The sequence below is a fragment of the Mesorhizobium sp. M7A.F.Ca.US.002.01.1.1 genome (genome assembly GCF_004022955.1).
Taxonomy (GTDB): Bacteria; Pseudomonadota; Alphaproteobacteria; order Rhizobiales; family Rhizobiaceae; genus Mesorhizobium; species Mesorhizobium ciceri.
In genome coordinates this window covers 15,302-31,649 of the sequence record NZ_RZQE01000011.1, presented here as the reverse complement: position 1 = coordinate 31,649, position 16,348 = coordinate 15,302, and the positions used below count along the sequence as shown (strand labels likewise).

Below are 16,348 nucleotides of genomic sequence, written 5' to 3'. Positions count from 1 at the left end.
GTCCTCAAATAACCCATCAGGCGAACACCTCGGCGGCAGCCAGCAGCGGCGCCTTCAGGTCCTTGTCCGAGAGCTGGAACCCGCCGGTCAATGACGGCCATTCGATGCCGATGGCGGGATCGTCGAAACGGATCGACCGGTCATGCGCCTGCGAATAGGTGTCGGTCACCTTGTACAGGACCTCGGTGTCGGGCACGAGCGTCACGAAGCCGTGCGCGAAGCCTTTCGGCACCAGAATCTGGTTGCCCTTTTCGGCCGACACTTCGAGAGCGACCCATTTTCCGAAGGTTTTCGAACCGCGGCGAATGTCGACCGCGACATCGAGAATGCTGCCCCGGATGACGCGCAGCAGCTTGTCCTGGGCGCGCGGCGCAAGCTGATAGTGAAGCCCTCGCAAGACGCCCGCCGCGGCGGAATAGGAATGATTGTCCTGCACGAAAGCCAAGTCTATGCCGGCCTGCGAAAAGCGCTCGGCATTGTAGGTTTCGACGAAGAAGCCGCGCGCGTCGCCATGTCGCTTCGGAACGATTTCCAGAACGCCATCGATGCCAAGGGGCCTGACTTCCAGCACCTAGGCCTCCGACAGGTCGACGACACGCCGGCGCAGATAGGCGGCATATTCGTTCTTGCCCAGGTGATCGGCGCGACGCAGAACCTGGTCCACAGTCAGCCAACCCTGTTCAAAGGCGATCTCTTCGGGACAGGCGACCTTGATGCCCTGGCGGTGCTCGATGGTGCGCACGAAGGACGAGGCCTCATGCAGGCTGTCATGGGTGCCGGTGTCGAGCCAGGCATAGCCGCGCCCCAACCGATGCACATGCAACTGGCCGCGCTCGAGGTAGACGTTGTTGACCGCCGTGATCTCGAGCTCACCGCGCGCCGAGGGACGGATGGCAGGGGCGATGTCGACGACATCGTTGTCATAGAAGTAGAGACCGGTGACCGCCCAGTTGGATTTCGGCACCTGCGGCTTTTCCTCGATCGTCAGCGCCGTTCCCGTGGCCTTGTCGAAGGAAACCACGCCATAACGCTGGGGATCCTCGACATGATAGGCGAACACCGAAGCGCCCTTTTCGCGCGAGGCAGCGTCGCGGCAAAGCTGCGACAGCCCATCGCCGAAATAGATGTTGTCGCCGAGGATCATCGACACGTTGTCCTTGCCGATAAAATTGCGGCCGATGATGAACGCTTCCGCCAGCCCGTTGGGCTGCGGCTGCTCGGCATAGGACAGGTCGAGCCCGAACTCCGATCCATCGCCAAGCAGATCGCGAAAAACCGGCAGGTCACGCGGCGTCGAAATGATCAGAATCTCTCGGATACCCGCGAGCATCAGAACGCTCAGCGGATAATAGATCATCGGCTTGTCGTATATCGGCAGAATTTGCTTAGAGACTGCTAATGTTAGTGGATAAAGACGCGTTCCACTGCCTCCAGCAAGGATAATTCCTTTCAAGAAGCTCTCCTTGACATGCCTGAACCCCCCGGCCCTAGCCGCCCGTGCTTAGGTTCCATGCACTGGCTTGTCAATCTCGGCGTTCGTCAAATGACTGGGTCACGATCCGGCGCCAATCCATGGCCAATTCAGGCGACGCATTGCTATCGTCTTGCCAAAGCCGGCCTGACGGGAACAAGCAGATTGTCATCATGGGCGGCGGTCGACTCGCCTCTCTGGCTCAGCCGCTCAGCAAGTCCCTTGTGAAAGATAACGCCATTCATATAGGCGAAGGTCATCGCCAGTGCCGCCGTTCGCAAGGGATAATCGACCAGAGAATGAACGAGCAGAAACGATACTGAGAGAAACGCCATTTTCTGCAGCGGATCTCGCCGTGCCGTAACGGAAAACGCAAAAAGCAATATCGCGTAAGCTGCGACCAGAAAGACAACAGGAGCGCCACCTTCAAGTGCCAATTCTAGATAATCATTGTGGGCGTGATTGACGTAGGGCTTGAAGATCATCTCTCCCTTTTCGTAAATCTGATAGACCTTCGGAAAACTCCCAAAGCCGACGCCCGTCGCCCAGTTCTCTTCAATTCCCGCGATCGTCGTGCGGGCAAATTCGGCCCGTCCAAAGGCCGGGTCAACCACTTCCGCATCGATCTTCGTCCACGCCCCGATCGTGTAGAGCGAAAGCCCGATGAAGACAGCGGGTATTCCATACCCGCCCAGCCTCGAGCGCGCGGACAGAAAGAGGACTGATACCATGGTGATCGCCAGCCCTATCAGAATACCGGCGCGCGAACCGGCGGCCAGAAGCAACAGCAGCAGCGTTATCAAGCCGAGCGACCCGGACAGAAGGTGCCCGCGAAACAGGCCGTAGTAGACAACGAAGGGAATGGAGACGAAGAGCAGAGCCGAAAAATGGTTCTGGTTGGCAAACAGTCCCGCATTGATCGTGAACGGCAACAAACCCTGTATGGCAACCGTATCGGAGAGCGAATACTGGATCGCCGCAGCCAGTCCGTTACAGATGACACCCATGAAAAAGAAGGGCAGAAGGCCGTAGACCTGATCTGGGCGCAAGCGGGTGACGCTCAGAAAGAATGCAGCCATCGCCACGAAATACAACAGACACTCGATCGTACGTCCCACGCCGACACTGACGAAACGCAGCCCGGTTTCACCGCTCAGCCACGGATTTGCAAGTAGAACCTCAGGCCGCAATCCGCTCAACAGGGCGGCGGGCAGCGGCACGATTTGAAAACAGAACACGGCAAGGCCCAGAGCAAGCAACCACAGGGCCGAGCGAGGGATGCCGCGTTCCGACGGCCTTGAAAAGACGGCCGCGGCCGAGACGATCGCCGCCACCTCGATCAGCGCTTCGGTGTAGAGACCGCTCGCGGTGCCGCCGCCAATCAGCACCGACAGGAAGAGAACCGACCCAAGCAGATATTTTTCCCATTCCGTGGACCGGGTTGACCGCTCTCTCAAGATGAAACTCTTTCGATGCTCAATTTGTGCATGACCAACGTGCCAACGTACCGAAATCGCCAACTCTCAGCGATGGCAGCTGTTTCCAGCCGCAACAATTGCATGGGACACGCGCTTGGTCCGATCGCGAAATCCAGGCTCAACTCCCGCCGATTGAACGTGCCTTCCGGAATGTCGAACCGAGCTATTTCGCCCGCCGGATCCGCGCATCTGATGGACCAGAACAGCTGCTTGGGCAGCTTCAGGTTTCTCGCGGAGGCGATCAGGGAAATCCTGTAGGAGCCGGGAGGCAGTTCGACATATTGCTGGAGCGCGGCGTTCTTCACCGGCGTATTCAGGAATCGGACAGTCGCTCCGCTATCGCCTTCGCCGACATCGCGCGCCCCGGCAAAGGTAATTTCCAGACCGGAGCGGTCGCGAACCTGCCAGTCGAATGGCTTGCCGCTGAGGATCTGTTCAAAGCCGCCGTTGAAAATGTATCCGGCCAGTGTCCGCTCCTGATCGGACAGACTGAACAGGAACAGCCGGTAAGCCGCCTCGTATTCCTTCTGCCTGATATATCCGTTGATTACGGCAGACAGTTCCTTCGACGTCGGTTGTGAACTCGATCCGGCAAGGTCCAGCAACAGTTGATTTGCGACGCGCAGGCCCCGCGGATCCTTACCAAGGGCGGTGAAAAGACTGGATCTCCACGGCGCCTCGATCCTCAAGGCTGCCAGGACAGCCTGGTATCCGTCCGGGTTTGAAAGAATAGCCGGCAAGCCCGCCGCAATGACTGGAAATCTGTCGGGCCACCGGCGCAGCAACGTGTCGATCTCGGCAACGGCCTTTGACAGATCGCCCACCTCGATCGAGCGATCGATCGATCTCTGAAGCGAATGGATTTCAGTCTTGGACAGCTTTCGAGCCTGGTCGAAGAGTTCGAAAGCCTCATCTTTTTCGCCTTGTCGATACTCAATCTCGCCTATCAGGCTGTAGAGCCGGGCATCCGCGACATTGAAACGAAGCGCGCCCTTCGCCTTTGTTGCCAAGACATCGAGATCAGCACCGTCGCCTGTTTCGCTCAACCGACCGGCAATTTCGCCTATCAAGGCATCTACGTTGAACGGATCGAGCGCAAGCGAGACGGCCGGCGTTTCCGACTCAAGAAGCCGACTTAGCCCTACCGACGAAACCGCCAACACCAGAACGGAGGCGACGAACCAAACGCCTGAACGCCGGAGATTTCGCGTGAGCGGGCTGGCCTGCTCCGTCATCGACTTTGCCCTCAATTTTCGGGGTACTCGCGCCATAGTCGTAGTACTGATAGTTCATGTATTTATAGGCGTAATTGTAATCGAACTTGTTGACTGTAAATTTCGACATCGCCGCTCCGATCACATTCGCACCGGCTGAGCGCAGACGCTTGAGTGCCGTTTTGGCTGACTTGCGTGTGACCTGATTGGTCGAAACGACCATCAATGTGCCTTCGGCAAGCCGGCTGAGGATTGGTGCGTCGGAAAGACCGACGACCGGCGGGGCGTCAATGATGACCAGATCGAAGCGTTTGCCTAGATTGGTCAAGATCAACGCCATCTTCGGCGACGAGAGCAGGTCGGCCGGATTCGGCGGAATCGTTCCGGACGTCAGCACGGTGACATTGGGGTATTTCGTCGGTCTGAAAATGCCTGGCAGATCGTCCTTGCGAACGGTATTTGTCAGCAGGTTGCTCAACCCGATCGCATTGTCGAGGCCGAACAGCCGGTGCAGGTTGGGTTTGCGGAGATCGCCGTCAACAAGCAGAACCCTTGCGCCGAGTGCCGCGAAATCCTGGCCAAGCTTGAACGACGTGGTCGACTTGCCTTCCGACGGTTCCGAACTGGTCACCAGCAGCGATCGCGGCGCGCCCTCCACACCGGAGAACTGCAGCGATGTTCGCAGCGAACGATAGGCCTCGGAGAGCCCGGATTTTTGATCGGCGATGCTGGCTATGAGTTCGCGATCACCAACAAGCGGCAGGATGCCGAGCATCGTCAGTCCCAGCTCTTTCTCGATCTGCTCCGGGTTGGTGAAAGTGTTGTTCAGCAACTCGATGATGTAGATGATCGATGCAGCCAGGGCCATGAAAAGCGCGAGAGCGACTGCAAGATTGATGCTCAGACGTGGAGAATAGGGGGCTGTGGGCAGCGAAGCGAAATCGACTATCGCAGCGCTTTGCGTCTTGAGTTCCGAGCTAACACCGACTTCATTCAGCTTGGCGATAAGGCTGTCATACTGCGACCGGTTGGAGTCGACTTCGCGCTTCAGGATCGTGTATTTGATATTCTTGTCGTTGAAGACAACCTGCTGCCTCTCCATCTCCGCGAGCTTGGACTTGAGGTCGGTTTCCTTGTTCTGCGCTTCCTGATATTTCAGCCGCAACGAATCGGTTATCGCCAGCACGCCGTTGTTGTAGAGTCGCTGCAGTTCCTTGATCTGCGATTGCAATTGCTGCATTTCCGGAAAACCGGGTTTCAGGATGCCCAATTTCTGCTGATACTGGCTGGTCAGATCCGCCAGTTTATCGCTAAGCTTCTGCAGACCTTCGCTTTCCAGAACCGGACCGAGGCTCGACCCGCGGCCCTTTTCTATCTGATCGACCACCCGTCCCGCATCAAGACGCTCCTGGATTGCCGTGGCCAGGGCGGTGTTCAGGGCTTCGATGTTCGAGCCGATCAGCGATTTGTCGTCGCCGGTAACAGTGATGCCGGCATCTTTTGCATAGGTGACCAGTTCCTTTTCGGAGGTCTGCAGCTTTTGCTTCACCTGCAAAACCTGCTCCTGGATGAACTGCCGTGCCAGATCGGAGGTCTCGCTGGTCTGATCGAGACGTTGATCGATAAAACTCTGCGCGACCTGATTGGCAACGTCGCTTGCATATTTCGGCTTTTGATCGACGAAGGTGATCGATAACAGGCTTGTATTGGTGACCAGATTGACCGTTAGATCTTCCTGGATGCGCTTGATGGCAATTGCCTCGCGCTCTTCGGGCGTTTTCTCCTCAATGGAAGGTGATTTGGACATCCCGAACGCACGGTAAACAATATTGCTCGGGGAGAAGCTCGGCGTCGGAAACAGAAAGTCCGGCCTTTCGCCAAGCCCAAGCTGGAACACCACGCGCTGAGCCAATGCCCGGCTCTTCAGCTTCTCCCGCGCGGTCAGGAAGGCCCGGACGTCGCTGTTTTCGGAAACAACCTCAATGTCCTGAAACACTTTCGCCGAAGGCACCAGAACTTCGAGCTGTGTCGTCGCCTGGTATTTTGGTGTCTGCATCATCGTCACGATAACGCCGGCAACGAGCCCGGCGGCCGCCATCATGACGATCAGCCAGCGATACTGGACGATGTATAAAAGCAGCTTGAGCGGGTTGAACCCCTCATCCTGGCCCGCATAGTCGCGACCATAGGGACCGTAGTTTTGCGGCACGTCGTAATAGGAGTCCGCGGACAGGGCCTGACCATGTCCGGGTCCGGCAAGTTGGGGCTGCCTGTTGCGATCGAGCATGCGCGAGGTGATCCTGGGGTTGTCCGTGTCTACGGAATGACCGCAATGCGGGCAGCGCTGGAGGCGAGGCCCAGCGCATCCTTCAAATTGTTCATCGCGATTTTCGACTTCGAAGCAAAAACGACGACCACGTCGCCGCCATAGATGCGCGGGTTGCGGTTCTTGCCGGCGCGGATTTCCTCGACATTGTAATTTGCGACCAGCTTGTTTTGGCCGACATTGCGATAGACGAAGACCTTGCCGGCATCACCGACCGGATTGAACCCTCCGGCAAGGGCGATCGCGTCGAGCAAGGAAGCGCTGCTGGACACCGGATAAATGCCGGCCTTGTTGACCTCACCATCGACCGTGATGCGCTGGCCAATCGACTCCTTGACGAAAATCGTCACGTCAGGCGACTGCAAGTACTTTTCACCGTAGGCAGTCTCGATTTCCTTCTCGAGCTGACGAACGGTCTTGCCGGCTGCAGTCATGGTTCCAATCAGCGGAAGCGAAATCTGCCCGCCTGCGTCGACCTGAACTGTTCTGTTCAAATTATCGACCTGAAACACACTGACCTCGAGCACATCGTTGGCGGACAGCGGCTGCTCGCTGCCATTCTGGGTATTCTGCGGCGGCGGAAGATCCTTGACCACCTGCAGCGTACCACCGCCAGAGAGCGCCGATGAAGACGCCGTCGGCTGCAGCGCATCGACAGAACTGGTGGTGGACGTCGATGTCGACGACGTGCTTGCGCAAGCAGATATCGCTAGCGATGCGAGTAAGGCGGGCACGGTGCCCGCACGACTTCTTGCAAGATCGAAAATGCCCATCAAAGAGCCCCGCTCTTGAACAACCGGCCCAATCCGCCAAACCGCCCCGCACTGCTGCCGCCCGACTTTCTCGCGCTTTGCTTTCCGATGGGCACGAGCGGCCGATCCTGCAATATCGCGTCCGGGCGTTTCACTGCCATGTTGTAAGCCTCATCTTCCCCACACCGGTTCGCGATGGCGACAACCGCCTGCGAAAGCCCTGGCCGCCGGCGGCTGGCGCCGTGCGTATCGGAGGCGACAATATCCACCCTGCCCTCATCCAGCAGCTTCTCCGAGTAGTACAGCGCCGTACGTCCAAAGACCCCCGTCACAGAATCAGCCGTGAGCTGAATAAGGCAGCCTAGCGTATTCAACCTCTCGATGACGTCGTAATTCGCCTTGATCCAGGTCAACCGTTCTGGATGAGTGAGGATCGGCACGAAGCCGGCGCCTATGAGACGGGCGGCGAAGTCTTCGAGCCGCGGAGGCAGAATGTGATGTGGCGGCTCGAACAGGAAATAGCGGGATCCGTTCAGAGTGGGCACCGTACCTAGCCTCAATCGATCGGGAAGATCAGGCGCGAGATGAACATCAGCGCCAATGTATAAGGTAAGCGGTATGGCAGCGCGATGAAGCTCCAGTTCCAACGCCTGAACAGCCTCGGCAATGTTTGGCGTGGCGTTCTCATAAACCCCAGGCATCGCATGCGGCGTACATGCCATATGCGTTGTACCGTCGGCGACTGCCAGCCGTGCCATCTCCAGCGACATGGCCAAGTCAGGAGAACCGTCATCGAGACCGGGCAGGATATGTGAATGCAGGTCGATCATTGGCGTTTCTGGTTGAGAGGAGGCAAAGCTTCGCCTCGACAAAATAGAAATGCGTCACCCGCATGAAGGCGAATGACGCATTTGACAAATTTACACAAAACAACGGGTGTCGTATCCCGCCTACCGGCTGACCGCGTCGTCGTCATCCTGCAGGCCGATAATAAGGGCGGCGGCACCACCGACGGCGGCGCCGCCCAAGAGAACCGGCAGCATGCCAGGTTCTGAGCTGGCGGGTACGATCGTCGCAGTTGGTGTCTCAAGCGAAACGCACATGCCGCCTTCGATAGGGTCGACCTTGACGGTGGCATTGGCTGGAATATCGAGCGCGCAATTGGCTCCGATAGCCAGCGAAGCAGACGCCTGCGCCCCGGTCATGATGCGAGCGCCCGCATACACCGGCGCCTCGGCATCCACCCCTGCATAGCCGCCGGCCTGGGACATCTGGACATCACCCCGGACCTGCGTAAGCCGACCTATCGCGTCTGCGGACGCCGGCACGGACGCAAGACAGGAACAGGTTTGCTGAGCTACAGCCTCGGGCGCGGCCAACAGGACACCCCCTGCGACGAATGCAACAAAAGCAAAAGCAGCCCCGAACCGATGGTAACTCATCATTTTTACCCCACCAAAACCTGCAACTCGCCCTGTTGGTACGAATCACACCCACCCCACCCCAAGCAATAAAGCAAATGGTTAACGAATCCAGTAAACTAGCCGGGCCGCCGACCGATCCAGCACTTTCACTACAGCGGCCAACACCGCTTAATCTTCGTCAGCGGCTGACGCCGTTGTCGTCGTCCTGCGTCGCCGCGAGCACGCCAGACGTCAGAAGCGCGCCCGTGAAAATCGCCTCCGGCGGACCGAACCCGGCGCCGCCACCGGAGGGCTGAATAGCAGCAGTCTGCTCAGAGCCGACAAGCTTGAGGCAGATGTTGTTGCCAAGGCGGGAAACGTCGAGGCTCGAATTGGCCGAAACCTCCAGACTGCAGCCGCCGACCAGAACGGAGGCCGCGCCCTTGGCGCCAACCACCACACGGCTACCAAAATCGAGCGCGCTTCCGACCTTGGCAGCGCCATAGCCCGTTGTTTGCGACACCATCACATCACCGATGGCGGAATGAATGGATCCGATCGGGCTTGCCGAACCTTGATAGGGTGTCGCGCAGCTGCACGAAGCATCCTGGGCAAACGATGAAGCTGAACCAAACCCGATTGACACGACAAATACGGCAAGCGCAGTTTTAACCACAAGGTTCATCAGTCTTCGATCCCCTCTTGCTGCACCGCTTCCGGCGCACCCAGTCCAAGGCAGTTCATTAGCGCGTACCAGTTTTTGGCCACAATTCCAACCTGTTTCGCGCGCGCGAGGCGATTTAAGCTGATGCGTGTCTGTCCGAGCACAGTACTTTAGTGAGAAGGCATGAGCAATTTAGCTGGCCAGCGCACGTTTATTATTAACAGACAGAAATTGAGGTTTCCTTTCCGTCGCCATTGTTCCTAAGGACAGGCCGATCAGAGTCGCGGAGAAATTAGGCACGCTAAATGCGCAAGAAGCCCCACAGCCTGTACTAGCCAAGCGTCAGACGGCATTCGTGTTCGATACTCACTGAGGCAGTGTTACCATTCGGCGGAACCTCTGCCTCTTCAGGATCTTCCCCAAGAAGCTCGGAAGGCGCATATGCATCCTTCTGTTTGCCGTTGCGGACGGACGCGATCTCTATGCCACTCTTGCCCTGACGGATCGTCAAAACGAACGGATTGAGCACTATGCGTCGAGTTCCGGGAAAGAGCGGTACGCATCGCATCGCTGCGGCGGCCCCGAAAATCCCGCTCAGCAAGGTTTGTACGTTGCGCCGGCCTGAACCGGCTGGCCGCAGAGAATTCCGCCCTGCGTAAGTATGGTGGCCAAATCTTCCCCCTCAGCCGTCAGGCACTGCACAACAAGGGTATCGCCAACCCTGGAAGCGATCTTGCCGTCGCAAGGTGTTCCGGCACCTACAGGTTTGCAGGCCAGGACGAGCCCCTGATAGTCTCGGCGCGCCGCTTCCGTCACCAGGAGGCGCATAGCCTGAGGCCTGGAAAACGCCGCCCCGCACAGCAGGATCTTGCGACCGCCGACGCGCAGATCATCGACCGATGGAATGGCGAGCTTGCCGTCAAACGGCTCGAGCGCGGCTACCGGCTTCGCGGGGGACGGGCCGCCCCTCTGCATGACGATTATGCCCAGAAAGCCAACACCAAACAAAACAGCCACGACGGCAAGCAACGCTATGCTCCTGACTGACAAAACCATCCTCCATCCGACCCGGTGCGGCCGGTCCGCTCATTTCGTCGCAAGGGCGCTCAGTCTTTCTATCTGCTGCATGTACTTCTCGATGACGATCGTTTCCGAAAACTGCCGCTCGACCTTGTTTCTGCTCCGGGCCCCCATCCTGTCCCTGGACGAGCCGTCCAGCCGCGCAAACTCGACCATCTTGTTCGCAAGGTCATCAGGGTCCCTCACCTTGCACAGGAAGCCATTGACGGCGTGGTCCACCACTTCCCTGCATCCTGGCACGTCGGTTGCGATCAGCGGCTTGCCCATCGCAGCCGCCTCAAGCAGCGAGCGCGGCGTTCCCTCCCTGTAGGAGGGCAACACGACACAATCGGCGGCACGCATGAAAGGCCGCACATCGTCGGTGGAACCGAGATATTCGACCAATCCCTCGGCAACCCATTTTTCCACGTGCTCGCGGCTGACCGCAGTCCGGTTTTCGACATCAAGAAAGCCGAGCAGTTGGAAACGCACTCCGGGCACCTCACGGCAAACCCGACGGGCCGCCGTGATGAACTCGCCGACACCCTTGTCCCAGAGAAGCCGGGCCACGAGAAGAAAGACGATGGCGCCAGACCCGGTGCGCGCTTCGGACGACGGGGCAAAACGCACGAGGTCGATGCCGGAGCCAGGCAAGAGCGCGGTTCGATCCTTGCGAACCAGGCGTTCATCGACGAACAGCATCCGGTCATCGTCGTTCTGGAAGAAAACCATTTTGGAACGGGCCAACGCCACCCGGTACAAGACCTTGGCAATCCTGAGCAGCAGACCACCGCGGACGAACGCCGTCCCCAATCCCGAAATGTTGTTGATGACGGGAATGCCGTTCAGATTGGCCGCGATGGAGCCGAACACGTTGGGCTTGATCGTGAAGCCGACAAACGCCAGCGGTCTCTCGCGCCGCAAGAGACGCCAGTAGCGCCACAGAAGGACCAGATCCCGCAACGGTGACGTGCCGGAATTGTCCATGTCGAGTTCGACATAGCGGCAGCCCATGGCCGCAATCAGCGAAGAATACGCGTCTCTCGGCGCGACGACGACCACCTCATAGCCACGGCTCCGCAGCGCCTCGATCAATCCCTTGCGGAAATTGACGACATTCCAGGATGTGTTTATCGAGACGATTATCTTGTCGCGAGCAACGGGCGTCATCTCTGCCCACCCGGATATGACGACGGCGCTCTCAACAGCATATCCGCAAACCGATCCGGCGATCTTTCCGACAAGGTCTTTCCGTACAAGGCCGACCGATCGCCGCCTTGGATGACCTTCAGCAGTGCTTCCGCAACTTCCGACGCGCCAAAGCCGGCTGAAATCTCCAGGCCCGACAGCATGTCCAGATCTCCCGCACAGGGGGTGGTGACGATGCCAGGAATCCGGCAAGCCATCATTTCCAGAAGGACGTTGGGAAATCCCTCCGTCGCCGACGTGAGCATGCCGACACGCGCTGCGCGAAACAGTGGAAACGGGTTGTCTCTCTGGCCGAGCAGATTTAGTCGCGAGGCCAGCTCAAGCTCGCCAGCGCGGGCTCTCAACTCCGCTTCCATGGGTCCAGAGCCAACCATGGTCAGCTCATAATCCTCGCCGGTCCTTCGTCTGACCTCGGCCAGCACATCAACCGCGATCGTCGGACGCTTCACATCAATCAGCCGACCGCACCAGACTATCTGCGGACGGCGGGAAAGTATCTCGGCGTCGTGCCCGGGCAATGCCTCCATGGACATTTTGACGATGAGATCTTCATCGACCGGGTTGGGCAAAGTACGCAGCTTGGCGATTGCTCGGCGGGGCAATACGTCACGCAGGCGTTCATTCATATAGCTCGTTTGCGCGACTATCATGTCCTGGCTGCCATAGGCAGCGTAGAGCGCCTTGTAAGCGAGCGCGCGAAGACCCTTGAAGCGGTCCAGAAGCACCGTGGACTCGCGGGCGACCAGCCTATGGCTGCGGAGAAGTCCCACGCTTCGCGCGGCAGCCAGAAACGAGTTTACCCGTGCGTGGCTCGAGAACACCAAATCGTACCGATGCCGGATCAGCCGCGGAGCGAGCAAAAACTCGCTCATGGCCTTACCGCCGCCAAAGCCGTAGCTGCACCGAATTCCCTTCTGGTGTGATCCAGCGGCCTCGCCCGCCGCCTGGCCACCCAAGAAGCCGATTTCGACGTCCCAGTCGGGTCGTCTCGCGAGTGCGCGCGCAACAAGTTTCAAGATGGTTTCGGCACCGCCTCTTCTGTCGAGCGGAATGGCGATCAGCGCGAGCTTCCTTTTCATGAGCCGCGGGAACTCACTGTTTTCGCCGAAAGACATAGGCGTAGGTTTCAGCGGCATCCTTGCGGAGAAGCAGGGCCGAAACGCCTAACCAGATGCGCCAGGCAAGAAAGGCCGGCACGAAAAAATAGAAGTAGGAGCTTTTCCAGAACAGACGGCGCTCGACAAGTTCCAGGTCGTTCCGTTTTGCGATTGTCTCGACGTCACTGGGCAAGCACTTGTCGTAGAAGGCCGGAAACCCGTCATGACCCATGCCCTTTTCAGGATAGATCGCAAAAAGCAGCCGTCGTTTCATCCCCTCCGGCAGGACCCGATTCAATCTGGCAAAAACGGCGTTGCGCGAGGGCGAGAAAATGGCAACCACGCCTCCCGGCTTCACGCAACTGGCAATGCCGCGCAAGGCACCCTCGCCATCACGGACGTGTTCGAGCGTTGCCTGGCAAATGACGACGTCAGCATCGCCCCTCCCCCTAAACGAGGTAAGGTCCGCTTCAATCTCCTCGTCGTATATTCCGCGCGGCGCTTTCGACAACTCTTCCGCGTCGAGGTCGAGCCCAACGACAAAAAGCCTCAGGCGCCGCTTCTCCGAAAGACTGACGAACGGCCTGGCACCCCCGCCAAGGTCGTAAACCCGTGCATTTGAGGTAAGTAAGGGAGGTGCTATCTCCGTCGCAAAGGTCCGGTTGCCGTCGATGCGAAGGCGTCGCGGCAGAGCTCTGTCCAGGAACTCGGAAACAGCCACATTCGCACGAACAAACTTTCGCAATATCGATACTGCTTCACCACCGGTTTCGTTTGGCGATCTGCGCCCACTCGGATTGGACATCCGCGCTATATCCTGTGGAAGACGTAGAGCCGCGTATGATGCGAAAATGGCCCGAGCAACCGGTCCGCGGCAGCACGCAAACCTCTCAGGATTCCATTCTTGCTGTCGTACCAGGCCTGCATCGGCTTGGAGAAAAATGTCTCGTCCTTCAGCCCCTTGAAGCCTCCCCTTGGCTGGGATCCCAGAAGCTTGAAGCCGTGCTGTTCGAAACTGGAAACAATCGAAGACGGCCCAAGAACGAACTGGTAAAATCCGGCCTGTTCACCTGAAAACCTGGGATAGAGACCCATTCTGATCTTCAACTGTCGGAGAGGAGAAATGCTCGGCACTGTCACGAAGGCAACTCCTCCTGATCGGATGATGCGCCTCATCTCCAATGCGATCTCATCGTAACCGTCGAAGAAGTGCTCGATCACCCCCAGGGACCACACCCCATCGAAGAATCCGTCCGCGAAGCCCGTTGCTCGAACATCCCCCACGGTCACTTGCAAATGGGGCGCGGCACGGTTCACCATCCCCACGGTCTTCTGCGCGAAGTCGATCCCGTAGGCGGAAAAGCCTGCCTGGTGGAGGCCATGGACCGTATTGGCCAAGCCACATCCAGCGTCCAGGACCTTGGCCGATCCGGTCAGATATCGCTTGGTGGTTTCAACGACAAAGCGATCCGGCCTCAAGACAATCCCGTCGGCCCAGTGAGAATCCCAATAGTCGTCATCAGCCACCGTGCCGACATGGACGATGCGCCTGTTTTTCTCGTCGTAAAATGCTTTCTTCTCATTCATTTCTGGCATCCGGCCCGACCATCAAAACCGTGCGCTGTTTCGCACCAGGCCCTTGGTCTGCAATCACATTCCTCAATGCGAAAAAGGAACAGGCCGCGGCAACGACATATCCGAACAAAAATGCCATTTCACTGCCAAGCGGCACCCGCCACCAAAGGCCCAATGCCGCCAGACAACAGCAAGCCAACGCCCCTATCGCGTAGGAATAAGTCAACGTCATCGCTTTGTTCGACCGAAGCGCAAACGGGTCGATGATCACTTTTTTGGTCCTGTTGACCAGAACAGCACAAGAAACGATCCCGAACACCGCAGGATCAAAAGACTTCCCCAGCCATCCGGAGGCATGGCCCGAGAAAAACAGGCCAACTATTCCGGCCGCAGCCGCAGCCGCAAAAATGAGTGCGATGGCCGCTCCTTCGAACAGTCCGCGCCGAAACTCCCTGACGTTTCCATTTGCGGCACTGAGAAACGCCCTTGGCACGAAAACGAAGCTGGCCGCATTCATGAAGAAGCCGACAGACCGTTGTGAAAGATCGACACAAAACGAGAAGACACCGAGATGGGTCTCGGAGCCAAGCAACAAAACAATGTATCGAATGCCGACAAACACGCCGCTCTCGGCCAGATTGCTCAACACAAATCCCCAGCCTGTGACCAGAGACCCGGCAAGATAGGAAAAGCCAGGTCGTCTCAGATTCCTAGGTCCCAGCAAGGCAAATGAAATCAGCGCTCCGACGAAATAGGAGAGCGAAAAGGCGGCAAGAGCCGATCCTACTTTCGCATCGCCGACAAGCAGGATTATGGCTCCTGCCTGGTATGCTACGGCCTGGCCAATCGCCGACCAACCGTACGCCCACAAACGCAGTTGTGACCTCAAAATCTCTTGAAGTGCGGTGTGCAAGCCGAAAGAAATGATGATGGTCGCGGCAACGGCATTGCCAAATCCCAGCCACGTCAGTGCCAGCCCAGCCAGGACGACAAACAACGCCACAACTGCAAGCACGGTCAAAATGGACGACACGTACTCTCTACCCATTCCCGCGGCATGCATTTTTGCGGAAACCGGCATTATCGAATAGGTCGCGACTCCAAAAACAAGTGTCGAAATAAATGAAACTGTCGCAATCGTCGTGCTGAAAATACCGTACTGTCCAGTCTCCAGATGGCTTCCGATGTACAGCAATGTCGCTATGTTCAGAAGACCAGGAACAATTCGTATTACGATGGCTTCCACCAACTTCCACAGGCTGGCTTCTTTCATGAAGTCACCCGCACGAATGATCTCTTGACCAAGAACGGGAAACTCAAGATACCAAAGCTCAAACAGGCAAGAACCGCCTTACCCAGGAACCGAACCGACCGATATCGTCCTAGCCAGAATGCCTTGATGTAGATCAAGTTCAGCAACAACATCGGGTATGCATTTTGTCGCTGAAGAAGCCGAATCCTTGCCGTCATCCCCTCCGGCAAATATCGTTTTCGTCCAATCTCGACATTGACACAGATAACGTCGTATTCGATCGCCAATCTGGACCAGAGAAGAGATGTTGGAACACGGCGGAACCGCCCCGCAGGGGGCACGGCAACCCGTTTAAGCAAAGGAGTTCTGATGACCTCCTTCTTGTCGCCGACCACCCGTTCGTCGGCCCGCATCTTTATCAGGTTTGTCCGTTCCAACGGAAACGGCTCTGCTGCCGTCTCTGGGTGGCCAAGAGCCATCGAGAACACAAAACCCGCAATCTTCTCATCGACACCTCTCTGCGAAAGGTGCTCACAGACTTCCGGCAAGCGATCGGCGAAGAGATCGTCGTCATCATCGAAGACCATGCAATAGTCGCCAGTGGCGGAAGCAATCGCCGAAAACATTGCGCGGCCTCTGCCGTCATTCGGGCCAGTGGTGACCACCAAACTGGAATCGCGAGACGCGATTTTCGCAAGCGCTTCGTTCGTTCCGTCGGTCGAACCGTCGACATGGACGCATATCTGCAATGGGCAGTCCGCACGTAGCAGTTGCTGAACCAGCGCGGCAACGCGATCCCGCCGATTGAACGTGGGGATGCAGACGCTCAATAGCGCCTTGGACTGCAA

At 57.9% G+C, this 16,348-nt stretch carries 16 protein-coding genes; all 16 read right to left on the bottom strand.

Annotated features, from left to right (window positions below):
• Window positions 1-16: 16 nt before the first annotated feature.
• The 16 genes from rfbC to EN932_RS02985 all read right to left on the bottom strand — a co-directional run bounded on the left by rfbC (window position 17) and on the right by EN932_RS02985 (window position 16,348).
• The gene (gene rfbC, locus EN932_RS03060; protein ID WP_024503666.1) at window positions 17-571 is read right to left on the bottom strand and encodes a dTDP-4-dehydrorhamnose 3,5-epimerase; all 555 of its coding nucleotides are present in this window, start codon (window positions 569-571) and stop codon (window positions 17-19) included.
• Window positions 572-1,453 (bottom strand): glucose-1-phosphate thymidylyltransferase RfbA, encoded by an 882-nt coding sequence (gene rfbA / locus EN932_RS03055; protein WP_013532727.1) that lies wholly within the window; start codon window positions 1,451-1,453, stop codon window positions 572-574.
• A gap of 143 nt (window positions 1,454-1,596) precedes the next feature.
• Window positions 1,597-2,928, bottom strand: coding sequence for an O-antigen ligase family protein (locus EN932_RS03050; protein ID WP_127388307.1), 1,332 nt, complete (start codon window positions 2,926-2,928; stop codon window positions 1,597-1,599).
• The gene (locus EN932_RS03045) at window positions 2,925-4,184 is read right to left on the bottom strand and encodes a hypothetical protein (RefSeq protein WP_127384805.1); all 1,260 of its coding nucleotides are present in this window, start codon (window positions 4,182-4,184) and stop codon (window positions 2,925-2,927) included. The genes EN932_RS03050 and EN932_RS03045 overlap by 4 nt, the downstream gene beginning before the upstream one ends.
• On the bottom strand, window positions 4,072-6,450 hold the full coding sequence (locus EN932_RS03040; protein WP_127369994.1) for a polysaccharide biosynthesis tyrosine autokinase: 2,379 nt from the start codon (window positions 6,448-6,450) through the stop codon (window positions 4,072-4,074). The genes EN932_RS03045 and EN932_RS03040 overlap by 113 nt, the downstream gene beginning before the upstream one ends.
• Before the next feature lie 29 nt (window positions 6,451-6,479).
• Window positions 6,480-7,262: a polysaccharide biosynthesis/export family protein gene (locus tag EN932_RS03035; RefSeq protein ID WP_024503662.1), complete on the bottom strand. Its 783-nt coding sequence runs from the start codon at window positions 7,260-7,262 to the stop codon at window positions 6,480-6,482.
• A complete protein-coding gene (locus tag EN932_RS03030) occupies window positions 7,262-8,071 on the bottom strand; it encodes a CpsB/CapC family capsule biosynthesis tyrosine phosphatase (RefSeq protein WP_128368713.1) in 810 nt (269 codons plus the stop codon). The genes EN932_RS03035 and EN932_RS03030 overlap by 1 nt, the downstream gene beginning before the upstream one ends.
• A gap of 120 nt (window positions 8,072-8,191) precedes the next feature.
• Window positions 8,192-8,512: a hypothetical protein gene (locus tag EN932_RS03025; protein ID WP_127369837.1), complete on the bottom strand. Its 321-nt coding sequence runs from the start codon at window positions 8,510-8,512 to the stop codon at window positions 8,192-8,194.
• Window positions 8,513-8,843: 331 nt separating this feature from the next.
• The gene (locus EN932_RS03020) at window positions 8,844-9,329 is read right to left on the bottom strand and encodes a hypothetical protein (protein WP_127365509.1); all 486 of its coding nucleotides are present in this window, start codon (window positions 9,327-9,329) and stop codon (window positions 8,844-8,846) included.
• Window positions 9,330-9,902: 573 nt separating this feature from the next.
• Window positions 9,903-10,337: a hypothetical protein gene (locus EN932_RS03015; protein ID WP_127365510.1), complete on the bottom strand. Its 435-nt coding sequence runs from the start codon at window positions 10,335-10,337 to the stop codon at window positions 9,903-9,905.
• A 57-nt stretch (window positions 10,338-10,394) separates the two neighbouring features.
• A complete protein-coding gene (locus EN932_RS03010) occupies window positions 10,395-11,537 on the bottom strand; it encodes a glycosyltransferase family 4 protein (RefSeq protein WP_127384807.1) in 1,143 nt (380 codons plus the stop codon).
• Window positions 11,534-12,691, bottom strand: a complete 1,158-nt coding sequence (locus EN932_RS03005; protein WP_164753572.1) for a glycosyltransferase — start codon at window positions 12,689-12,691, stop codon at window positions 11,534-11,536. The genes EN932_RS03010 and EN932_RS03005 overlap by 4 nt, the downstream gene beginning before the upstream one ends.
• On the bottom strand, window positions 12,669-13,478 hold the full coding sequence (locus EN932_RS03000; RefSeq protein ID WP_081714306.1) for a methyltransferase domain-containing protein: 810 nt from the start codon (window positions 13,476-13,478) through the stop codon (window positions 12,669-12,671). Before EN932_RS03000 ends, EN932_RS03005 begins: the two co-directional genes overlap by 23 nt.
• A 5-nt stretch (window positions 13,479-13,483) precedes the next feature.
• The gene (locus tag EN932_RS02995; protein WP_164753574.1) at window positions 13,484-14,260 is read right to left on the bottom strand and encodes a class I SAM-dependent methyltransferase; all 777 of its coding nucleotides are present in this window, start codon (window positions 14,258-14,260) and stop codon (window positions 13,484-13,486) included.
• Window positions 14,253-15,521: a hypothetical protein gene (locus EN932_RS02990; RefSeq protein WP_127365514.1), complete on the bottom strand. Its 1,269-nt coding sequence runs from the start codon at window positions 15,519-15,521 to the stop codon at window positions 14,253-14,255. The genes EN932_RS02995 and EN932_RS02990 overlap by 8 nt, the downstream gene beginning before the upstream one ends.
• Window positions 15,518-16,348: a glycosyltransferase gene (locus EN932_RS02985; RefSeq protein ID WP_164753576.1), complete on the bottom strand. Its 831-nt coding sequence runs from the start codon at window positions 16,346-16,348 to the stop codon at window positions 15,518-15,520. The genes EN932_RS02990 and EN932_RS02985 overlap by 4 nt, the downstream gene beginning before the upstream one ends.